The organism is Bradyrhizobium sp. WSM471, assembly GCF_000244915.1.
In the GTDB taxonomy this organism is placed as follows: Bacteria; Pseudomonadota; Alphaproteobacteria; order Rhizobiales; family Xanthobacteraceae; genus Bradyrhizobium.
This window is the reverse complement of the sequence record NZ_CM001442.1, coordinates 4040991-4058907: the sequence shown is the minus strand read 5'-3', so window position 1 is coordinate 4058907 and position 17917 is coordinate 4040991. Positions and strand designations below refer to the sequence as shown.

The 17917-nt window shown below is 60.7% G+C and carries 15 protein-coding genes; 11 read left to right on the top strand and 4 right to left on the bottom strand.

Annotated elements, in window-relative coordinates; all coding sequences use genetic code 11:
- Positions 1 to 4 precede the first annotated feature (4 nt).
- The 3 genes from BRA471DRAFT_RS17970 to BRA471DRAFT_RS17960 are packed head-to-tail and all read left to right on the top strand — an operon-like array spanning position 5 to position 5183.
- Positions 5 to 2260, top strand: a complete 2256-nt coding sequence (locus BRA471DRAFT_RS17970) for a hypothetical protein (RefSeq protein WP_007609652.1) — start codon at positions 5 to 7, stop codon at positions 2258 to 2260.
- On the top strand, positions 2257 to 3330 hold the full coding sequence (locus BRA471DRAFT_RS17965; RefSeq protein WP_007609650.1) for a TniB family NTP-binding protein: 1074 nt from the start codon (positions 2257 to 2259) through the stop codon (positions 3328 to 3330). Before BRA471DRAFT_RS17970 ends, BRA471DRAFT_RS17965 begins: the two co-directional genes overlap by 4 nt.
- Positions 3327 to 5183 carry a TniQ family protein gene (locus BRA471DRAFT_RS17960; RefSeq protein ID WP_007609640.1) on the top strand — a complete coding sequence of 619 codons (1857 nt, stop codon included), beginning with the start codon at positions 3327 to 3329 and terminating at the stop codon, positions 5181 to 5183. The genes BRA471DRAFT_RS17965 and BRA471DRAFT_RS17960 overlap by 4 nt, the downstream gene beginning before the upstream one ends.
- 7 nt (positions 5184 to 5190) lie before the next feature.
- Here the strand turns inward: BRA471DRAFT_RS17960 and BRA471DRAFT_RS17955 are convergent, their stop codons facing one another.
- Together BRA471DRAFT_RS17955 and BRA471DRAFT_RS17950 are read right to left on the bottom strand one after the other, a co-directional pair.
- Positions 5191 to 6357, bottom strand: a complete 1167-nt coding sequence (locus BRA471DRAFT_RS17955) for a hypothetical protein (RefSeq protein WP_157234078.1) — start codon at positions 6355 to 6357, stop codon at positions 5191 to 5193.
- 49 nt (positions 6358 to 6406) lie between these two features.
- Positions 6407 to 6928 carry a hypothetical protein gene (locus BRA471DRAFT_RS17950; protein WP_157234077.1) on the bottom strand — a complete coding sequence of 174 codons (522 nt, stop codon included), beginning with the start codon at positions 6926 to 6928 and terminating at the stop codon, positions 6407 to 6409.
- Positions 6929 to 7341: 413 nt separating this feature from the next.
- Here BRA471DRAFT_RS17950 and BRA471DRAFT_RS17945 point away from each other — a divergent pair, with 413 nt between their 5' ends.
- From BRA471DRAFT_RS17945 to BRA471DRAFT_RS17915, 7 genes are all read left to right on the top strand, one after another.
- Positions 7342 to 8157, top strand: coding sequence for a neutral zinc metallopeptidase (locus BRA471DRAFT_RS17945; protein ID WP_371258326.1), 816 nt, complete (start codon positions 7342 to 7344; stop codon positions 8155 to 8157).
- A gap of 22 nt (positions 8158 to 8179) precedes the next feature.
- Complete coding sequence (locus tag BRA471DRAFT_RS17940; protein WP_007609636.1) at positions 8180 to 8887, top strand: tetratricopeptide repeat protein; 708 nt, start codon at positions 8180 to 8182, stop codon at positions 8885 to 8887.
- Between the two features lie 78 nt (positions 8888 to 8965).
- Positions 8966 to 9820: an HNH endonuclease gene (locus BRA471DRAFT_RS35795; protein WP_050992632.1), complete on the top strand. Its 855-nt coding sequence runs from the start codon at positions 8966 to 8968 to the stop codon at positions 9818 to 9820.
- A 239-nt stretch (positions 9821 to 10059) separates the two neighbouring features.
- On the top strand, positions 10060 to 11643 hold the full coding sequence (locus tag BRA471DRAFT_RS35790) for a hypothetical protein (protein ID WP_050992631.1): 1584 nt from the start codon (positions 10060 to 10062) through the stop codon (positions 11641 to 11643).
- A 24-nt stretch (positions 11644 to 11667) separates the two neighbouring features.
- A complete protein-coding gene (locus BRA471DRAFT_RS17925) occupies positions 11668 to 12690 on the top strand; it encodes a tetratricopeptide repeat protein (protein WP_007609630.1) in 1023 nt (340 codons plus the stop codon).
- Positions 12691 to 13276: 586 nt separating this feature from the next.
- On the top strand, positions 13277 to 14851 hold the full coding sequence (locus BRA471DRAFT_RS35785; protein ID WP_050992628.1) for a CHAT domain-containing protein: 1575 nt from the start codon (positions 13277 to 13279) through the stop codon (positions 14849 to 14851).
- A 298-nt stretch (positions 14852 to 15149) separates the two neighbouring features.
- Positions 15150 to 15665: a ParB N-terminal domain-containing protein gene (locus tag BRA471DRAFT_RS17915; protein ID WP_007609618.1), complete on the top strand. Its 516-nt coding sequence runs from the start codon at positions 15150 to 15152 to the stop codon at positions 15663 to 15665.
- A 119-nt stretch (positions 15666 to 15784) separates the two neighbouring features.
- On the opposite strand, the gene BRA471DRAFT_RS17910 is transcribed toward BRA471DRAFT_RS17915, so the two are convergent.
- Positions 15785 to 16081, bottom strand: coding sequence for an HdeA/HdeB family chaperone (locus BRA471DRAFT_RS17910; RefSeq protein WP_231170936.1), 297 nt, complete (start codon positions 16079 to 16081; stop codon positions 15785 to 15787).
- 124 nt (positions 16082 to 16205) lie between these two features.
- The gene (locus tag BRA471DRAFT_RS17905; RefSeq protein ID WP_007609616.1) at positions 16206 to 16565 is read right to left on the bottom strand and encodes a c-type cytochrome; all 360 of its coding nucleotides are present in this window, start codon (positions 16563 to 16565) and stop codon (positions 16206 to 16208) included.
- 271 nt (positions 16566 to 16836) lie between these two features.
- On the opposite strand from BRA471DRAFT_RS17905, the gene BRA471DRAFT_RS17900 reads away from it, so the two are divergent.
- The gene (locus tag BRA471DRAFT_RS17900) at positions 16837 to 17910 is read left to right on the top strand and encodes a hypothetical protein (protein WP_007609615.1); all 1074 of its coding nucleotides are present in this window, start codon (positions 16837 to 16839) and stop codon (positions 17908 to 17910) included.
- Positions 17911 to 17917 lie beyond the last annotated feature (7 nt).

The window sequence follows — 17917 nt, the reverse complement described above, 5'->3', positions numbered from 1 at the left end:
TCCTTTGGCCCGCCGCGCTCACGCATTCCTGCCCAAAAGACCGCGCCGCCGTGAGGCGGTGCGGTGGCATACGGACGAGTCGGACAAGGCCTCGATCGCCGGCGTCGTGTGCAAATGCGTCCGAAATGACAAGGATGGATACGTCTTTCAATCGATCGCCGACCCGACGGTCCATTTCGCTTTCACGACCGAAGAATACGACGCGCTTCTCAACCGGCAGGACTTCGACTTCGAGCCCGCCGGGCTGAGCTTGGAAAAGGCCGAGGCGAAGCTCAAGGCGGGCGTGTCCTCGATCAATGAGCTCGCAGCGCGGGAGCAGCTCATCCTCACCCTGCGCGACATCGCCATCGATAAATTTCACGAGATGAAGAAGCAAGGCCTGACTTCGAGCACGCGCTCGGAAATGGAGAAGGCCATCCCCGACATCCAGTCCTACGTCGATAAGGAAGCCCGCAAGCTCGCTAAAGACGGCAATTACATAGGCATCACGATCCCGGGCGCCCGGCAGTTCGAGCGTTGGATTCTGAAGCGCAGGAAATTCGGGCAGCTTGGACTCGCCTCCCGCAGACACCGGTGCGGCAACCGCACGCAACGGTACAACGGCGAGGAATACGCCCTGGTGATGAAGCACGTCTACCGCTTCCTCACTCCGGAACGGCCGACCCACGAGCTGCTGTACGGCGATCTCAAGGCGGAGATCGTCGATGTCAACAAGGAACGCCGAGAGAAGGGCCTCAAGCTCCTACGCCTCCCGGACGAAGACTATTTTCGCGCGCGGATCAAGGAGCTCGCTCCCTTCGACGTCGAAGCGGGGCGCCACACCGTCGAAGAAGCCCAGCGCAGCTTCCATCCCTCTCAGGGCGGCATTCCCGGCCTCTTCCGTCCCTTTCAGCGCATCGAGGTCGATCATTGGGAAGTGCATCTGCACACGCTGCTCAAGGACGCGCAATTATGGAACGCGATCAGCCCGGAATTGCAGGCCGAGGCCGATCGCACCCGTTGCCACCTGTCCGTTGCGATCTGCTGCGTGACCAAGGTCATTCCCGGCGTCGTGCTGTCGCTCGGCCCCGACTCCACCAGCATCCTCTCCATGCTCCGCATGTGCATGGCCGACAAGACGCCGCTTGCGCAATCCATCGGGTGCGAGACGCCGTACGAATACCGCGGTAACCTGTTCGAGCTCGCCGGCGACGAAGGCACCGCGATACTCAACGCCCGCACGAAGGGGGTCTGCGATTTCTTCGGCATCGAGTATCAGTGCCCGCAGATCGACACGCCGCAGCAGCGCGCCACGATAGAACGTCTGTTTCAAACTATCGAAATCCGCTCCCTGCTGCGCTTTTCGGGGCGGGCCTTCGGCGATCCCAAGGTTCGCGGAAAGTACGAAGCCGCGGCGCGCGCATGCGTGACCGTGAACGAACTCGCGGCCTTGCTGCTGCGCTTCATCGTCGACGAATACCACAACACCCCTCACGCCGGGCTCGACGGCGAAACGCCACGCTACTGCTGGAAACGCCTCACCAAGACCGTGGCGCCGAGGAGCGTGCCCGGAAAGGCCACCCTCCGGATCGGATTCGGCCAGCCCTACACCGTCATTCTGCAGCCTGCCGGCATCGAGATCTTCGGCAACTGGTACACCTCGCGCGATGTCCAGAGGATTTATCGCGAATTTCCGCAACGCGAATACGTCGTCATCGTCGACGGCGAAGATCTCGGTGGCGTGTCTCTACGAGTCGAAGCTGGCATGGTCGATGCAAAGCCTGGATTGCTGCCCGTGATAGGCCCGGACTGCATGAACGGTGTCAGCGCCACCGTTTGGGACATGGCTTTGCAGTCGTTGCGCCGAGAAACCAAGCACATCGAGGAGATTACCCAGCCAATTCGCAACCGCGCCATCGCTTTCGCGCGGATGGCAGATGAGGAAAGTCGCAAGCGGCTCGGTATTCGCTACCGCCTCAAGACGCCTGAGGAACTCGAGGCGTTGCGCAAATCGATCGGTCCCGCGGTCCGGTTCGCCGCCGATCAGAACCCGCAGCCAGCGGGCCCAGTCGACATGTTCGGCGACGTCCTTCCCGTCGGCACCAAGGCGTCGCCACGCGGCCGAGGTGCCTTGCCGCCTCCGGCTGAAGCACCGCTCAGGCCTGCACGCAAGGCCGGCAAGGTGAAGCCGACCCGCGTGAAGCCGCCGAAGGCGCAGCCTGCGCCCTCTCTTCGCCCGCGAAAACCCCCGCGCGCATGGAAACCCAAGGAGCGAAAATGACGATCTACGACGAAAACCCCGATCCCGCCGCCTACCTCCGCGAGATGCTCGACCCCGCCGAGCGCAAGCGCGTCAACAAGATCGAGCAGGTCAAGACCGCCTACATGACGTCCGATCGCGACGACGATCTCGCGCGGCTGTTGAAGCGGCTGACGACCAACGCCGTCATCCGGCGCGATCCGACCAAGCCGCACGGCGCCGGCAACCGCGTCGAAGGCAAGGGTATCTGCATCGTGGCTCCCTCCGGTGCGGGCAAGTCCACGCTGCTCGAAGAGGCTTTTCGCAGCCATCCCGCCTTCCCGAACTTCCGGATGCCCGACAAGTGGTGCCCGCTGGTCGGCATCACGGCGCCGTCGCCTTCGACGCTCGGCCAGGTCGGCATCCGCCTGCTCGAAGTCATGGGCTTCCCGCTCGATCGCGACCTGAAGGAGAACCAGGCGTGGTCCAGGCTCAGGACGCAGATGAAGATCAACAACGTACTGTTCATCTGGCTCGACGACCTCAACAACGTGCTGACCATGTCGAGCGAGGAAGAGATCCAGAAGGTGCGCGACACCCTCAAGGATCTCATGAACAACCCCGACTGGCCGGTGCAGCTGATCGTGTCCGGCATCCCGGATTTGTTGCCGTTCTTCCGCGCCGACAAGCAACTCCGCCGGCGCTTCCGCTACCTCTTCCTCGGCAAGCTCGCGCCGGCCGAGCACGCCGCGTTCCTGCAGTCCTCGATCGAGCACTATTGCGAGCTCGCCGAAATCAAGCTCGACGTGCTTCCCGAAGAGGATCTCGTCGGCAGGCTGCTCCATGCGGGCGCCCTCGAGATGGGGGTGTGCCTCGAGATCGCGGTCGACGCCGTCACCGAGTCCCTGGAGCGCAATTCGCGCAAGCTCCAGCGGATCGATTTCGCCAACATCTTCGCCGACCGCCACACGCTGTCGGACGACCAGAATCCCTTCCTCGCCCCCGGCTGGCATCTGATCGACACCACCCGCCTCTACGCCAAGGACGAGGAGAAGATCGACGACACCATCACGCCGCTCGGCGCCAAGAAGAAGAAGGGACGCGGGAAGTGAGGCGGCTCCGTCATACGCTTCCGCTCGGCGCCGGCGAGACGCCGGCGTCCTTTGCCTCCAGGCTCGCCGCCCTAAACGGGCTGTCCGGCCGCCAGTTCTGCCTGGACATGGGTACGACCTTCCAGAAGGTCGTCGACGGCGAGCCGCAGGCGCTCGGCATCGTGGCCGCGAAGAGCGGCGCGGCCCCCGCCGCCCTGACGGAGAATGCCTTCGTCAAGACGGCCGAACGACGCTACATGCACCACAACGAGGAGCTCACGCGCGACAACCTGCGCCGCGCCACCGTCGTCGTTTGCCCGAAGTGCCTGGCGGAGGACGTCGCCGCCGGCCCGAGGTCGCGCCCGCAGATTGCAGCCTATCAGCGGGCCCGCTGGCAGATCGCGGCCATGAAGACCTGCGCGATCCACCTCGCGCCGCTGGCGGTCGTCGACAAGGACATGACCCCCAGCACCCTGCACGACTGGTCGCAACACGTCGGAAAGATCCTGCCCGACCTCCCGAGCCTGGTCGCCGAGGCCGATACCCGCCCGCTCACCGCCTTTGAGACCTATATCTTCAACCGCACGAACGGCGTGGCGGCCGGCGCCGGGCTGATCGACACCTTCCCGCTGCATGTCGCCATCACGGCCTGCGAGCTGTTCGGGGCCGTCGCCGCGTTCGGGCGCATGCCGAACCTGAAGACCCTCACCGAGGCGGAATGGCGCCAGGCCGGCGCCGCCGGTTTCGACATCATCGCCAACGGCAAGCCAGGCGTCGAAGCCTTCCTCGCAGGGCTGCAGGCTTCCTATCCCTACACGCGCGCCGGCACCGAGGGGCCGCAGGCCATCTTCGGCCGCATCTACCAGGTCCTTGAATTCGGCCGCGAGGACCGCGCCTACGACCCGCTGCGCGACCTGGTCGGCAACTTCATCCTGGGAAATTTCCCAGTGGGGGCCGGTGACCTGGTCTTCGGCAAGCCCATCGAGACCCGCCGGCTGCATTCGATCCGGACCCTGTCCATGGAGACCGGCCTCCACCCCAAGCGCCTCCGCAAGCTGCTCTCGTCGGCAGAAATGCTGCCCTCGAACGCCGATGAGCTCGCGGACGGAAACTGCCTCTTCGACGCCGAGAAGGCCGTTTCCCTGGCCCAGTCCGCGGCCGCGGCGACCCTCTCCGTCCGCGATGCCGGCACCTACCTCAACGCCCCGCGCGTCCAGCGGGACATGCTCTACCGGTCCGGCATCATCGTCCCCCGCTTCAAGGCCACCGACCACGGTGCCGCCGACCAGTTCGCGCCCGAGGACCTGGACGCCTTCATGGCCCGCCTGCTCGACGGCGCCGTGCCCGTCGTGGTCGCCGGGCCCACCCAGGCGAACGTCCCTACCGCCGCCAGGCTGGCCTGCTGCGGCTCGGTCGACGTCGTCCGGGCCGTCCTCGACCGCCGCCTGACCCGGAAGGCCCGGCTCGCCAGTGAGCGCGGCTACATGGCCCTTCTTGTCGACGTGGAGGAGGTCCGGGCCCTGGTCCGCGGCGCCGACCTCGGCGGCCTCACCAGCCAGGCGCTGGCAGACAGGCTGCGCGTCGCCGACAAGGTCACCCGCAAGCTGATCGCCGGCGGCCACCTGCGCACCGCCACCGCCATCAATCCCGTCAACCGCTGCCCGGTCGCAATCGTGCCGACCGAGGACGTCGAACGGTTCGAGGCCGAGTTCATCACCCTGTTCGCCCTCGCCCGCCAGCAGGGCCGCCATCACATGGCGGTTAAGAAGGAGCTTCTGGCCGCCGGCGTGAAGCCCGCCCTGGATCCCGAGAAGGTTGGGGCGTCGTTCTACCGTCGGCGAGCCCTCGCCAGCGCCTTCCCTCGATGGGTTTGACCGGAAGCTAGGAAGGAAGCCATCCTGCGCTCGCGGTTGGGTCCTGCGTCGGTCGAATTCCTGAGTTGTGATACTCCAAGATGATGGGTCTCACGAATTCCCAAACGCCATCCAAGGCGTCCACTATGAACCGACGGAAGTCTGCCGCCCTTTGTCGGTCACCTTCGGGAAGTTTTGCGTCCAGCAGACCCAAATTAGCGACACGGTCCGGATACGGCGGATGATGAGATCTTGGCGGAGGATCGTCCTGACCGGTTTCCAGAACTGCCCTTACACGTCGAATTAGGTCGAGGCTCCCAAGGATGAGCACGCCGCCAGCCCCCGACACCGCGTAAAAATTCTGCTCATCCTCCCTGATGCCGATCGCCATCGAACAGCCACGGCCGAAAAGATCGGCGGCGTCTTCATCCTGAAACGCGTCCGTCGCGGAATCCTCGGTCGTCGTGACTCGACCATGCCTCAGGGAGTGGTGGCCGTATTCGTGGCCGATCGCGAAGAGCTCTATGGCGCGCAGAAGAATCCCTCGGATTGTACTCTGCGCCTCATTCAGTGGGATAACAGGGGTTTGCGGCTGAACGCCGGTAGCGGCGAAGGACGCCAAAGCCTCGCTCCAATCGAGCACGAGATCGCGGTTTCGCCCCAAGATACCGCGAAGGGCGGCAATATCTCGCCTGACTTGAACTACGTTCCCGTCGTCTTGGCAGTAAGGAATGGTGCGCGCGAGCAGCCTGGCGATGCCGTTACAGAACGACAAAAAGTGTACGCTCACCTCGACTATGCTCGCTTCGGTTTCGAGAACAGGTCGCTGGCCGATCCCGAGCCCGAGCATCGCATCTGAGCCGTAGACCACCCCCGCGTGGGTCGGCAGCCCGTGCTCTACGCACACCTCCTCGATCTCACGAATGACGCGTTCAATAGTCATTCGTACATTGACGTCATCGAATTCCGATCCGGCGGAAGTTGCCATGAGGGTCTGTCTGTAGGTCTCGAGAATATGCTCCTCATCTTCTCGATGTGGACCCGCCCCCCTAATCAGCCTAAGCAGGGTGTCCTTGTTCTCATCCATCCACTTGATTTGCTCATCCGTGGTCATTGGCTTGTAGCCTATGACCCTCGATGCAGCTTGACGTTGGCGACGGTAGTCTTCTGCGGCTTCTTTATCGTCTGAGGTCAAGGGATGAGCTCCGGTCTCTGAGGGTCGCTTTCACCGCCACTTTCGTATGTCAGTCGACCACTGTGGGCTCGGTGTAGTACGGATGGTCCTCCTCCAATGCTCCGGCAGGCGGCATCGGCAGAAATGCGTTCAGGTCGCGGCTGTCGTCTTTCCATGCGTCCGGTCTGACATCCTTCAAAGGTACGTGGTTGAAACTGGTGTTTACATTTTCCGCGTACACGAGGGGCATCCAGCCATTGTCAGCCAGGCCGAGCATGTGGACGTACCAGCCGGCGTATGGGTAGTCCCACCCCTTGCCCTTCTCGGCCAAGTTGGCAAAGCGCTCGACGAACTTATCGGCGAGGGACCTCGCGTCGTCCTGTCCCGCGTCGTTCCACCCGAAGTAACCGTTCTGCTGGGCGGTAGAGTAGCGCGCCGGATTTGCGGCCGTGAACTCGCGCAGCATGGCGCCGTGATTGCGATAAAATGCTTCCACCGGCCCGATAAAGCAGCGCCAGTGTCCGCCGCTTGCCGAGATGTACGGCATCACGCGAAGGCGCTGATATCCGCGCTTGTGTAGTTCTCCGATCATCGAAAGGACGCGGATCGCGCGTCTAATCGTGGCGTCTGAGTGTCGGGGCATGTTTGTTCGCTTCTGAGGATCGGACAGCAACAATCATTTCGTCAATCTCAAGAGGCGTCAATCGTCTCCGGTCAGCGCAAAACTCCTATCTTAGGCGAGCGCAACATCTGTTGACGGGAAGAACGCTTAGCTTCCCGTCGGGTCGAAAAACAGGCTGGTTCAACAGAAAAACATCGCCGCGAGCTTGACGGCGATTCCGTTCTCAGAATCGAATGTCTGGTTCGCATCGGCAACGTTCGCAGAGACAGGTCGTGGAAGACAGCGCGCCAAATCCGTTCCAGCCCATCATCGACGCGGCTGTTTCCGGCTTTTCCAAAGTTGCTGCCGCGCTCGTGCTCGGCGCCGTTGTCTATGTCGTTGTCATTTTGGCCTTCAGAATCGCTGGGCGCGGGGGTCAATTCAGCGATTTCATTGGTCGCGCCGCGATGGGGGCTTCTGCGTTGTTCGTCTTGTATGTCGGCTTTGTCGGCATTGGACCGGTCAAAACTGGGATCGCTCAAAGCGCGGCGGCGGAGACATCGTCCCAGTCCGCGGCCACATCCGAAACGAGTGCCCCTGCCGACGGAATGTCCAGCTTGATTTCGGGCATCCTCGGCGAAATCGACGACCGCTGGAGTGAAATCTTCCAGGCCAGCGGCCAAGCCTATTTGCAGCCCCGCATCGTGCTGTTCCGGAACGCCACCGATGGCGGCCGATGCGGAATCGTGCAGGCTGCCGAAGGGGCATTTTATTGCGCACCGGACCGGCGGATATTTTTGCCAACGGCTGTCTTCCGTGAGATCGAGACGCGGCTAGAGGGCTGCCACGGCGACGCATGCAAAGCTGCTGCGGGATACATTGTCGCTCGCGAAGTGGGGCACCACGTCCAGAATTTGCTTGGCATCCTGCCGAAGGTGATGCAGCTGCAGCAGCAGACCGGCAGCAAAGCGGAAGCCAACGCGCTGCAGGTCAAGGTGGAGCTGCAGGCAGACTGTTTGTCTGGCGTCTGGTTCAACCGCGAAGAGAAGCAGCGGCCCGGCTTCATCGGGGTTGGTCATATCGATGCGGCAATGGCGATTGCGTCCAGCGACGGACGGGGGCAAGCGGGATCCGCCGAGCAGCGCAGGCAATGGTTCACAACCGGCTATCAGCAGGGAACGCTTCAGGCCTGCAATACCTTTGCAGCGGGAGCGTTGTGACGTGCATCCTTCGGGAATCTCTATGGTGTTCGCCCTCCGCCCCCTCGGAATGACCTCCGAGAGAATCGTTCCGCGACTTACGTTTTTTGTCGGCTTGATGATGTCTCTAGTGGCGACACCGGCATTTTCCCAGTCGGCATCCGAACTCAATGACCGTGGCAACAAGTCGTATTCGCGTGGCGCTTATGATCAGGCGGCCACCTACTACAGTGCTGCGATAACTCAAAAATCCGATGATGCGTCTCTGTTCCACAATCGCGGACTGGCCGAGTTTAAGCTTTCCCAGTACATGAACGCCCGGGCGGACTTCAGCAGAGCTATATCGATGCGTCCGACGGTTGCGGCGTTTTTCAACAGCCGTGGTGGCCTATTCTTGGCCACTAGAGACTACACATTGGCCGTCAAAGATTTCACTGAAGCGAACCGACTTGAGCCTGGAAATCCCATGTTCGTTGAAAATTGGCGCCGGGCGGAGGCCGCGCTGTCAGCCAGCAAGATCGCGTCAGCACCCGTTGTTCGGCAACCTCAGGAGCAGGGCGCGGCGCCAGCACGCTCTGCCTCGCCCTGTGTTGATCTTTCTAAGCGGCTCGCCAACCTGAGCCAGGAGGACTACCTCGCGATCCGGGCGATCGAGCGTGCCAACGCTGCGGCGGGCAACCGCATGAGCGGGATCGCTCAGTTTGCCGACATGATTGCCCGCGGCCAGGTGATCTGTGGCGCTCAGCCATGACGTGGCCCTTCCCTGAGCGTGGAATTCGCGGAAGCTTGGAATGGACCTTAAGATAAAGGCGGACTGCCGGTTCCACCCATGAACGACACTTCCGCTCAGCATTTTGTAGGCTACCACAGCGCGGACCTTCAGGGGCGCCCGATGTGGCGCGGACCCGATGGCTGGTTCGACACGACAAAGCCGAAGCTCCCTCAGAGGGGCGATATCCTGTGGTGCTTCGAGGGAGAGGGGCGCCCCGCCCAATTCCGGCTGGTGAAACGGGCCGTGGTGTCGCACTCGAAGAAGGGACGCGACGGCTCCAAGGTGCACTTCGACACGTCCTTGCTAGTGGACGCCCTTGTCAACGACCTTCCTTGGTTCGCCGAACTTCGGCGGTCACAGTTCTTCAGCCAAGGCGTCATCCAAATCCGGAATGAGGAGACGATCGGCGGACTCGAACAGCTCGCCGCTACCCGCGGTCTCCGGCCCGACCTGGCCGGCCGCTTGGCGGCGAGGAGTCAGGCAGACGACCTCGCCGAAATCGAGAACGATGCGACTATTTCGGAGACCGAACGCGCTGCCCTGACATTGGCCCGCCTCGGCCAGGGCGCGTTCCGAGAGAAGCTAGACGAACTCTGGGGCCACGCCTGCGCCGTCACCGGCTGCTCGATCAGGGAGCTGCTCCGCGCCTCGCACATCAAGCCGTGGTGCAAGTCTGATCACGGTGAACGCCGCGATCCCGACAACGGCCTCCTGCTGGTTGCGAACATCGACATTCTCTTCGACAAAGGGTTCATCAGCTTCGACGACAACGGCCGCATGCTGATCTCGTCAAAATTGACGGCTGCCCAGAGGCGAATGCTCGGTCTGCCCGGACCCCTGAAGAGAAGGCCCACCTTGAGCCAGCGTCGCTACCTCGCGTACCACCGTGAAGTGTTCGGTTTTCCTTCTTAGGCCGTCTTCCCATCCGCTCGGGCCGATGGCGACATTTTGTTGACAGGCTGACGCCTTAGCTTCCCTACCGTGAAGAAAAGCCGTTGCCTCAACAGGAAAACCGCGCCTCTTGCTTGACGCGGAGTCCTTCCTGCGAGTCGAATGCCACACATCGGATCGACGACATCGCGCAGTGCAGGACGGCCGTGGCCGGAGAGAGCAACAATTCGAATGACGCCACCTCCCTGTTGAAGGAAGGAATGCGCCTGCTCGAGTCCGGCGAGTTCGGCGCCGCGGTCGCGGCGTTCTCTCGGGTTATCGAAGCGGAGCCAGGTCGGGCCGTCGCTTACCGCCTCCGTGGCTCCGCCCTTCTTCGGAAACGGGCTTACGAGCCCGCCATCGCGGATTTGGACCAGGCGATCAACCTTGCTCCGAAAGATGCCGTTGCTCATTACCTTCGAGGGCGAGCACGCCAGTTATCGAAGGATCCGGCGGGAGCGGTAGCCGACTTCGACCAAGCCATCAAATTGAAGCCGGATTACCTGAAGGCTTTCCAGGCGCGCGAGGCGGCGCTCGGCAATGAGACGAACAACGGCTATGCGCTGCCTCTGATTTCAAGTTTCGACACCACTATCGTCAATCTGGGCAGCGAATTTCTCAACATGCTCGTCGGCGGATCAGCCATCTTGCTGGCATCACAGTCGCTTTCTGACCATCCAGTTGCATCCGGTCTATTCGCTGTCCTGCTTTTCATGTTGGGATGCGCCGCCTTTATCAGCCTGAGAACAATTCGGAAGCGGGAAGTCCGTTACCAACCGACACTCGGCATCGTGTGGCAACGAGCTGCTATAGGCAGTTTCGTCGCGTTACTTCCCTATCTGCTGTCCGCGGCCCTCACATTCGCAACCGCATCATCCGGCGACGACGACCTCCCTGATGACGCCAACAAGGATGATGGGGTTCAGAGTCAGCCGGTTTCTGCGCCCAGTATGCGTCCCGTTGCGTCGCCTCAATTTAAGACCGCATGGACGGTTGAGGCTGCCACCGACAAGCTGACGGACATTCGGTATCTAACCGCGACGGCCTGGGCGGCTGCCGCCAACACGAAATACAGACTGACGCTCATCTGCGGTGGCGACGACATTTCACTGCGAATTGCTTCCTATGACAAGGAGGATGGATCCGGCAAGGAGATGCGATGGTTGGACGGCAGACCATATGGCCTTTCCGGAATGGTTCTAACGGCGGTCAATCTCAGAATCGACAAACGTCCGGCCGAGATATTTCGTCTTTTCCCGGACGGCTACTCAAACGTGGGACGGGTGCAGAGCGATGCAAACCTGATCCGAGGCATCGTTCTTAGCAGCAGCATTGTAGTCGCCGGCTTATTTCCCCAGGAACAGATCGAAGTACCGACCTTATTCCATGGAGAGTTTCTGGACTGCGCCAAGCAAATTCTAGACGTCAAGCGAACGACCGAGGCTGTCGGAGCGGCCGAGGCGCTGGCCGGCCAGAAGGCAGAAGCCGAGAAGAGCATGCGATATTGGATGCAGGTCGCGCAGAAGGATGAAGCAGAGGCGATGGGGGCGACGCAGAAAGCCCAACAGGTGGAGACGCCTTCGCAGGTGCAGGCGCGCATGATGCGGAACGGATTCTCGGGATCGCTCATCGAGGCGAACATGAAGCAGTCCGAGGAGAGGGTGCGGAGTGCTTTCGCCTTGGCTGAGTTGCTACAGAGCAATGCGCGGGCAGCTGCCGAAAAATCAGAAGAGTACGCTAGGGAATTGCGACGTCTTCGGGAACTAGAGCAAGCGCCTCCCTCACGTGTCACCTCTCCCCGTTAGCAGCAGAACTGCGAGCCTAGCCCCATGTCAACATTTGAGGAAGCATTGGACGTCTACAATAATCTTCGTGATTATTCGGCGTCTTTTCCGATGTTTCTGGCCTTGGCCGAAGCGGGGCACCTGCAATCCGAGTTTTATGTAGCTTCCTCGCTGTTCAACGGCTTGGGGGTCCGGCGCAACGTTGAAGAAGGATTGCGGTGGTATAGACGCGCAGCCGCACGTGGAGAGGTCGGCTCCCAGTACAATCTAGCCTCCATTTACCGACACGGTTTTGGCGGCGTGCCCGTGGATCACGGGATGTCTTTTCGCTGGTTTTCCCTCGCCGCACGCGCCGGTTATCTCGACGCACAGTTCGTATTGGGAACCATCTATGCGGAGGGACTAGGGGTCGCCCAAAATCTGGTCGAAGGATTTAAGTGGCAGCTTCTTGCTGCAGAGCGAGGACACACTCAAGCTCAATACAACGTGGGATGCCTCTACTTGGATGGGCGAGGCACTGAACAGGACTACGTCAAAGCGGCCTTCTGGTATCGTGCTGCCGCGCGTGCCCTGCATCTTGATGCCGTGAACAACTTGGCAGTCCTTATCCAGAATGGGCAAGGCGTGGGTCCTGACCTAGTGAAGGCGGCAGCGCTGTTTCATTCGGCAGCCGAGCAGGGCCATCCTGGCGCTCAATACAACCTTGGCCTTTGCTACGCGCATGGACGGGGAGTCGAACAAGATTTCAGCAAGTCTGCCAGGTGGTACCGGTTGGCGGCGGCTCAAGGCAAACGGGATGCCCAGTTTAACCTCGCCCACCAGCTTTACTCCGGGCAAGGCGTCCAGCGCGATGCTGCCGCGGCATTCGCGCTGCTCGAGCCACTTGCGCGGGACGGACATAATTTGGCGCAGAACGCCCTCGGTGTGATGTATCTGCGTGGCGACGGAGCGCCCCAGGACCTTCATCTGGCGCTGCGCTTGTTTAGGCTTTCGGCAGCTGCAGGAAATACGACGGCCACGGACAACATAAAGCTTGCGGAGAATATTCTTGCCTTGCAAACGCGTTGATCACTCGGCTGCGGAGGCCGGCTCTTTCGGCCTGGCCATGAGTGGGGACCCCCGATGCTCGGAGTCGGCGGCATTTGCGACATTCTGGCAAGATCGCCGGCCCTAATGTCAGACACTTGGAAACGGTCAAGGGGACACGATATGCCCGGCGCCGCAGCCGCCCTTTTGCGTTGCAGTGCAAAGGCTTTTACACGTTGAAACCCAGAGTGAATATTTTATCGATCAGGTTGTGGGACGGATCGCTGTGAGCCGGGATCCCAAAAGGAAATCGCGGTAAGACTTGCGGCAACGGTCGCAGCAACATGAAGCTGTTTATAAGCTTGTCCCAACAGGCAAATCGGCAGATTACTCAGGATTCTGCGAGAGTGGATCAGCCTCTCCAACGTTGATGGGCAAATCTTAGTACAAGTTGTGATCGTCAGGTAAATTTCGTTCATTGCCTTCATTGGCCGGAGTTGGCAGCAATCAAATGGCATCAAATCTTGGGTTGGATCAGCTTTATTGGATGACTTCTCACATTTACAGTGATCGCAGCTCGATACGATCCAGAGAAGCTACATTTGCGCATTTCGTAGAAGTCTGCGGAATGTTGACGACATACGATCGAAAAAAGAAGCAGGAGAATTTCGACTTCGTTGATGCGCTTTGCAAATCACTAGGTTGGTATTTCCCTCTTCTGGCCAAGTTAAAAATACGAAGCGTTGAGGCGCTTGTTTTTCGTAAGTTCCCTGGTGTTTGTCCCTACTGCCGTAAAGCGCCTCACGAGGACCTGATCTGCAAGCAAGTCAAGGGGACCGCCGCTACTGTAAATCATGACGATGTAATTGTGCACTTCGATCGAGCCTGGCCCGATAGACCTAAAGATCTTGATGGGTGGCAATTGATGTTCAACAAGATCTACCCGCGACAGGTCGGAGATGGCGGGCGGAGCAGTCTCGGGCTTTTGGAGGAACTCGGCGAGTTAGCTGAAGCAATCCGAGTTTTCGATGTGCACCCTCGTTACTTTTTGGGAGAGGCTGCCGATATATTTTCGTACATCATGGGCCTCGCCAATGAACACAGTATTCGTGAGGCGCAAGAAGGACGATCGTTTTCTTTCGGGACCGAATATGTAGCACGCTATCCGGGCTTGTGTACGCAGTGTGGTTCTCGCGTTTGCACTTGCCCTGCAATTCCTCAGGCTACAGTCGGCCGATTGGCCAAGGAATTGACAATCCGAAAAGAGGAGACGCTCTTCGTTACGAACACCGACCAATTTACTTCCGAGGGAGAAGCTGCTGCGCACCTCGCGCTTGAAAGCGTCGGCGGTTATTTGGGTCTTAGTAATAAGCTGCCGTTTGACCGTGGTGGCGCCAATCATGCCTTGGTAATGATCTGTTTAAAAATTGCTGCGGCGATCGAACAGGCAAAGCCCGAGGTGGCGGGCAACTTGCGGGCTGAAGCGCTCAGAATTCAAAGCTCCGAAAAGCCTGCAGGAGTTCGCGCTCCTCCGCTCGACGTTAAAGAGCTCCTCAACGAGATTCAATTGGTTTGGAAGGAGCTCGATGAGCAATTCCGCAATGACATCAAATCTTCTCCAGGTATCGTAGGAGATCTGGTCGGGGCACTGGATGCTAGCACTGTGCGCGTTCTTTTTGTGAGTTGCGATCCGGAAGGGACCGGCGTTCGCCTTAATCTTGATGCAGAGCAGCGAGCCATCAAGGAAGCACTGAAATTATCGCCGCACGGTGGAAAGATCACGCTGGAGCTACTTCCTAGCGCCACAACTGATGATTTGCGCCGAAGCCTTCTAGAAAATCGCTATGACATCGTACATTTTTCGGGGCACGCTAACAGAAAAGTGCTCGTTTTTGCGGATAGCGCAAACAATGCTGTGGAAGTTCCTATTTCTGCCATTGCTGAACTAATCAAGCGACATCCTTCTATACGATGTGTAATTCTAAACGGATGCGAGACTGTGAAGGGCATGAATGCTTCGATTGCTGATTGGACAATAGGCATGGATAAGAAGATTTCTGAACCTGCTGCGCTTCAGTTTTCGAAGGGTTTCTATGACGCTGTCGGCGCTGGGAAGACGATTCAAGATGCGTTCGATGAAGGTGTCTCAGCTATGACGCTGGCGTCCCATAAAGCTGACTATGTGCGTATCTTAACTTCATGAACCCTCAACCGCGGGAGGGGTCGATTTGGTCTCGAGTTCAATACGCTGTTACGAGCTAAGCCGCAGCTCGTAGGATGGGTAGAGCGAAGCGATACCCATCATCAGTGGTTCGGCGAAGCGATGGGTTTCGCAGCGGCTCACCCCATCCTACGGGCTAAATTGATTGGGTAGCAGCTTCCGGCATCGACGCCTATCAGTACCAGCCACCGAAATTACCTTTGCGGTCGAGCCGTTCCCTCCTAAACTCCGACCACCGCCGGCATCGGTTCCGACGGCCCGGTAGAAGCGGAGTCAGATTATGCCCAAACCGGAAAGCTTCCCGATCGAGAAGATCTTCGTTCCCACGAAGCAGAAGAAAGCCATCAAGCCCGGGATCGTCGGGGAGATCGCTGAAAGTATGCTGGACATCGGACAACAGGAACCCATTTCCGTCCGGCTCGACGGAGACCGCCTCGTTCTGGTCGAGGGACTGCATCGGCTCGAAGCCTGCAAGGCGCTGGGCGAGACAACCATTATCGGTGTCATCGTCCCGGCGGAGGTCGCTCAACACAGGCCGCTGCTGTCCGAAGGACCCGCAGTCGAGGCCGAGCGCATCAAGATGGCGCGATTGAAACAGCTGCGCCTCGAGAAGGAAGCCGCAGAGGCATCGATCGCTGGCTCGAAGAGCGTCAACGCAACGGAAGTGCCGCGCAGCCGTCCGGCGAAAGGCGCCCGCGACAATCCGAAGGCATTACCAGGCCGGACCGCGGGATCGACACCGAAAACATTGTCGGACTGGATCACGCAGCAAAAGGGCCACGGCGGCCGCTATTGATGGCCGGCGATGACGGTGACAGTGCACTTCACCTGTCGATGTAGATTCAATGCGCGTCGCCGCAATGCGCGATATGGTCAGGCCGACACGACCGCAAACGCCCGCGCCCTCCTCGGCCGCTACTTCGTATTGGCCTCGACGGCCTCCAGCAGCGGCATCTCGCGATGCGACTCGCAGAAGCGCGAGAGCTTGTTGCCGTTCTTGTTCAGCGCTTGCGTGTCCACGACGGGATTGTTGCGGCGGCCGGCGTAGAACCCGGCGAGCCAGACGTTCACGGTCTGCATGTGGGTAATACGCTGGGTGATGTACTGGTCGCAGCTGATCTTGGAAACATCGACCAGCACCTGGGCCTTGGCCGGCACGATCAGCAGCAGGGCCGCGAAGGCACCAAGGACGGTCGCTCTTGTCTGAACCATGTTTTCCTTCCGATGAATGTTTGCACGGTGGAGGTGGTCGGGCGCTGCCTGCTTGATCCAGATCAAGGGGCGGCCCGTTGCCTCCCCCGCAGCCCATCCCCGCATCTCATCCTGGGAGCTGCGGCTAACCGTTCCTCAGGCTCAGGATGTAGCTCACCAGCGCATCAGCCTGATCGGGCGCGATGATCAGATTCGGCATGTTCTGGTGGCTGGTCTTCAAGAACACCTTCAGCGAAAGCGCGGTGGTGCCGTTGCGGTTCGCGATGGCTTCGAAGCTCGGGGCGGTATCGAACAATCCGGCCATGCGGGGCTCGACCGCGTGGCACGTCTGGCACCACGCTTGCGCAAGACGATGCCCCTCCGATGCCGTGCGCACGGCTGCCCTTGATGCTCCGCCGGCGCTGTGGACGATCATGACGAGAAACAGCCCCGACAACGCGATCAGGATGGCGAGGCCGACATAACTGCGAATGCTCCGCGACATAGCCGTACCTCGCCATTGCTTGGCAACTTCGCGAGCGTAGGCTGGCGCGAGCAGACGGAATTGATCCCGATCAAGAATTGCGAGCTACGGCTGACAAGGCGCTCATCCGGGCCAGGAGCACTTCGGTGTCGGGCCTCGATCCGACCTACCCCCAAGCCCGCCTTAATTTCTCCTTCGCACGCGCGTTGTGTTGGACGGCGGCGAGACTTATCGTTCCAACGATCGAACTGCCGCACTCCCATTGACGCCCGACTGGAGCGAGAGCGCATCGGTGCCCGAGACGAACGACCCCAAACCTGACGACCACAAGCCTGATGTCCCCAAGCCGGACGCGGAGCGCGCCGATGGCGGGCTGGCGCGGGCCTACGACCGGATCAAGAGCGCAGAGCAAGACCTTGCGCGGCTGGACCGGCTGGTTTCCGGAATGGAACGCGGCAGCGAAGGCCCGCGGGCCTCGCGAGCAGGCGCCGGTGCGGAGGCTGTCGAGACTCCCAAGGACAAGATTCCCGAGGACAAGACTCCCAAGAGCACGGCGCTGGCGCCGGCTAGCACGGTTCGCACCCAAGGCCTGAAGGGAGATCGGCCCATGCTGCGCGCTCTGGTCGCTCTCGTGCTGGCGATCAGCGTTCTCGGTGTCGCCTTCGCTTCGCAATATCGCGACGAGGCCAGGTCGATGACCAAATCGATCATGGCGCGATGGGCTCCGCCGGCCGCGACTGAGCCTCCGCAAGCGTCCGCGGTTGAAAGTCCGCCGCAAGCGCCGGCCGTGCAGCTGGCGGCCGCGGATGAGCCCGGCACGGTGCCCGAGCCGCCGGCCGGCAAGGACACCGAGAGCAATGCAGGGTTTGACGCTTCAAGACCCGACGCTTCAAGACCCGACGCTTCAAGACCCGACGCTTCAAGACCCGACGCTTCAAGAACTGGCGCCACAACGCCTGACCCGTCGTCGTCTGATCTCGCGCAATCGCTCAAGACCATCACCAGCGAGCTTGCGAACATCAACGGAAAGCTCGAGCAACTGAAAAGCCGCAACGAGCAGACGCTGCGCGAGCAGGCCGACACCATTCAGCAACTCAAGGCGGCGCAGGAGAAGGATGCGGCGGCCAATGCGCGCCTCGCCGCACAGGTCCAGGCGCTGCAAAAGGAGCTGACGACGTCATCCGCATCGTCATCCGCACCTGCACCCGCGAAACCCGCCGCGCGGAGCGCGATCAACAACGATGCCGCCGCGCCTGCACGGCCGCATGTGCAAGCGGCCGCACCGCGGCGACCGCGGCCATCGCGCGGGCCCTGGATGCCGCCGCCCTATATGGTCGATCCCTACTATGGCGATCCGGATTGGTGATCCCGCA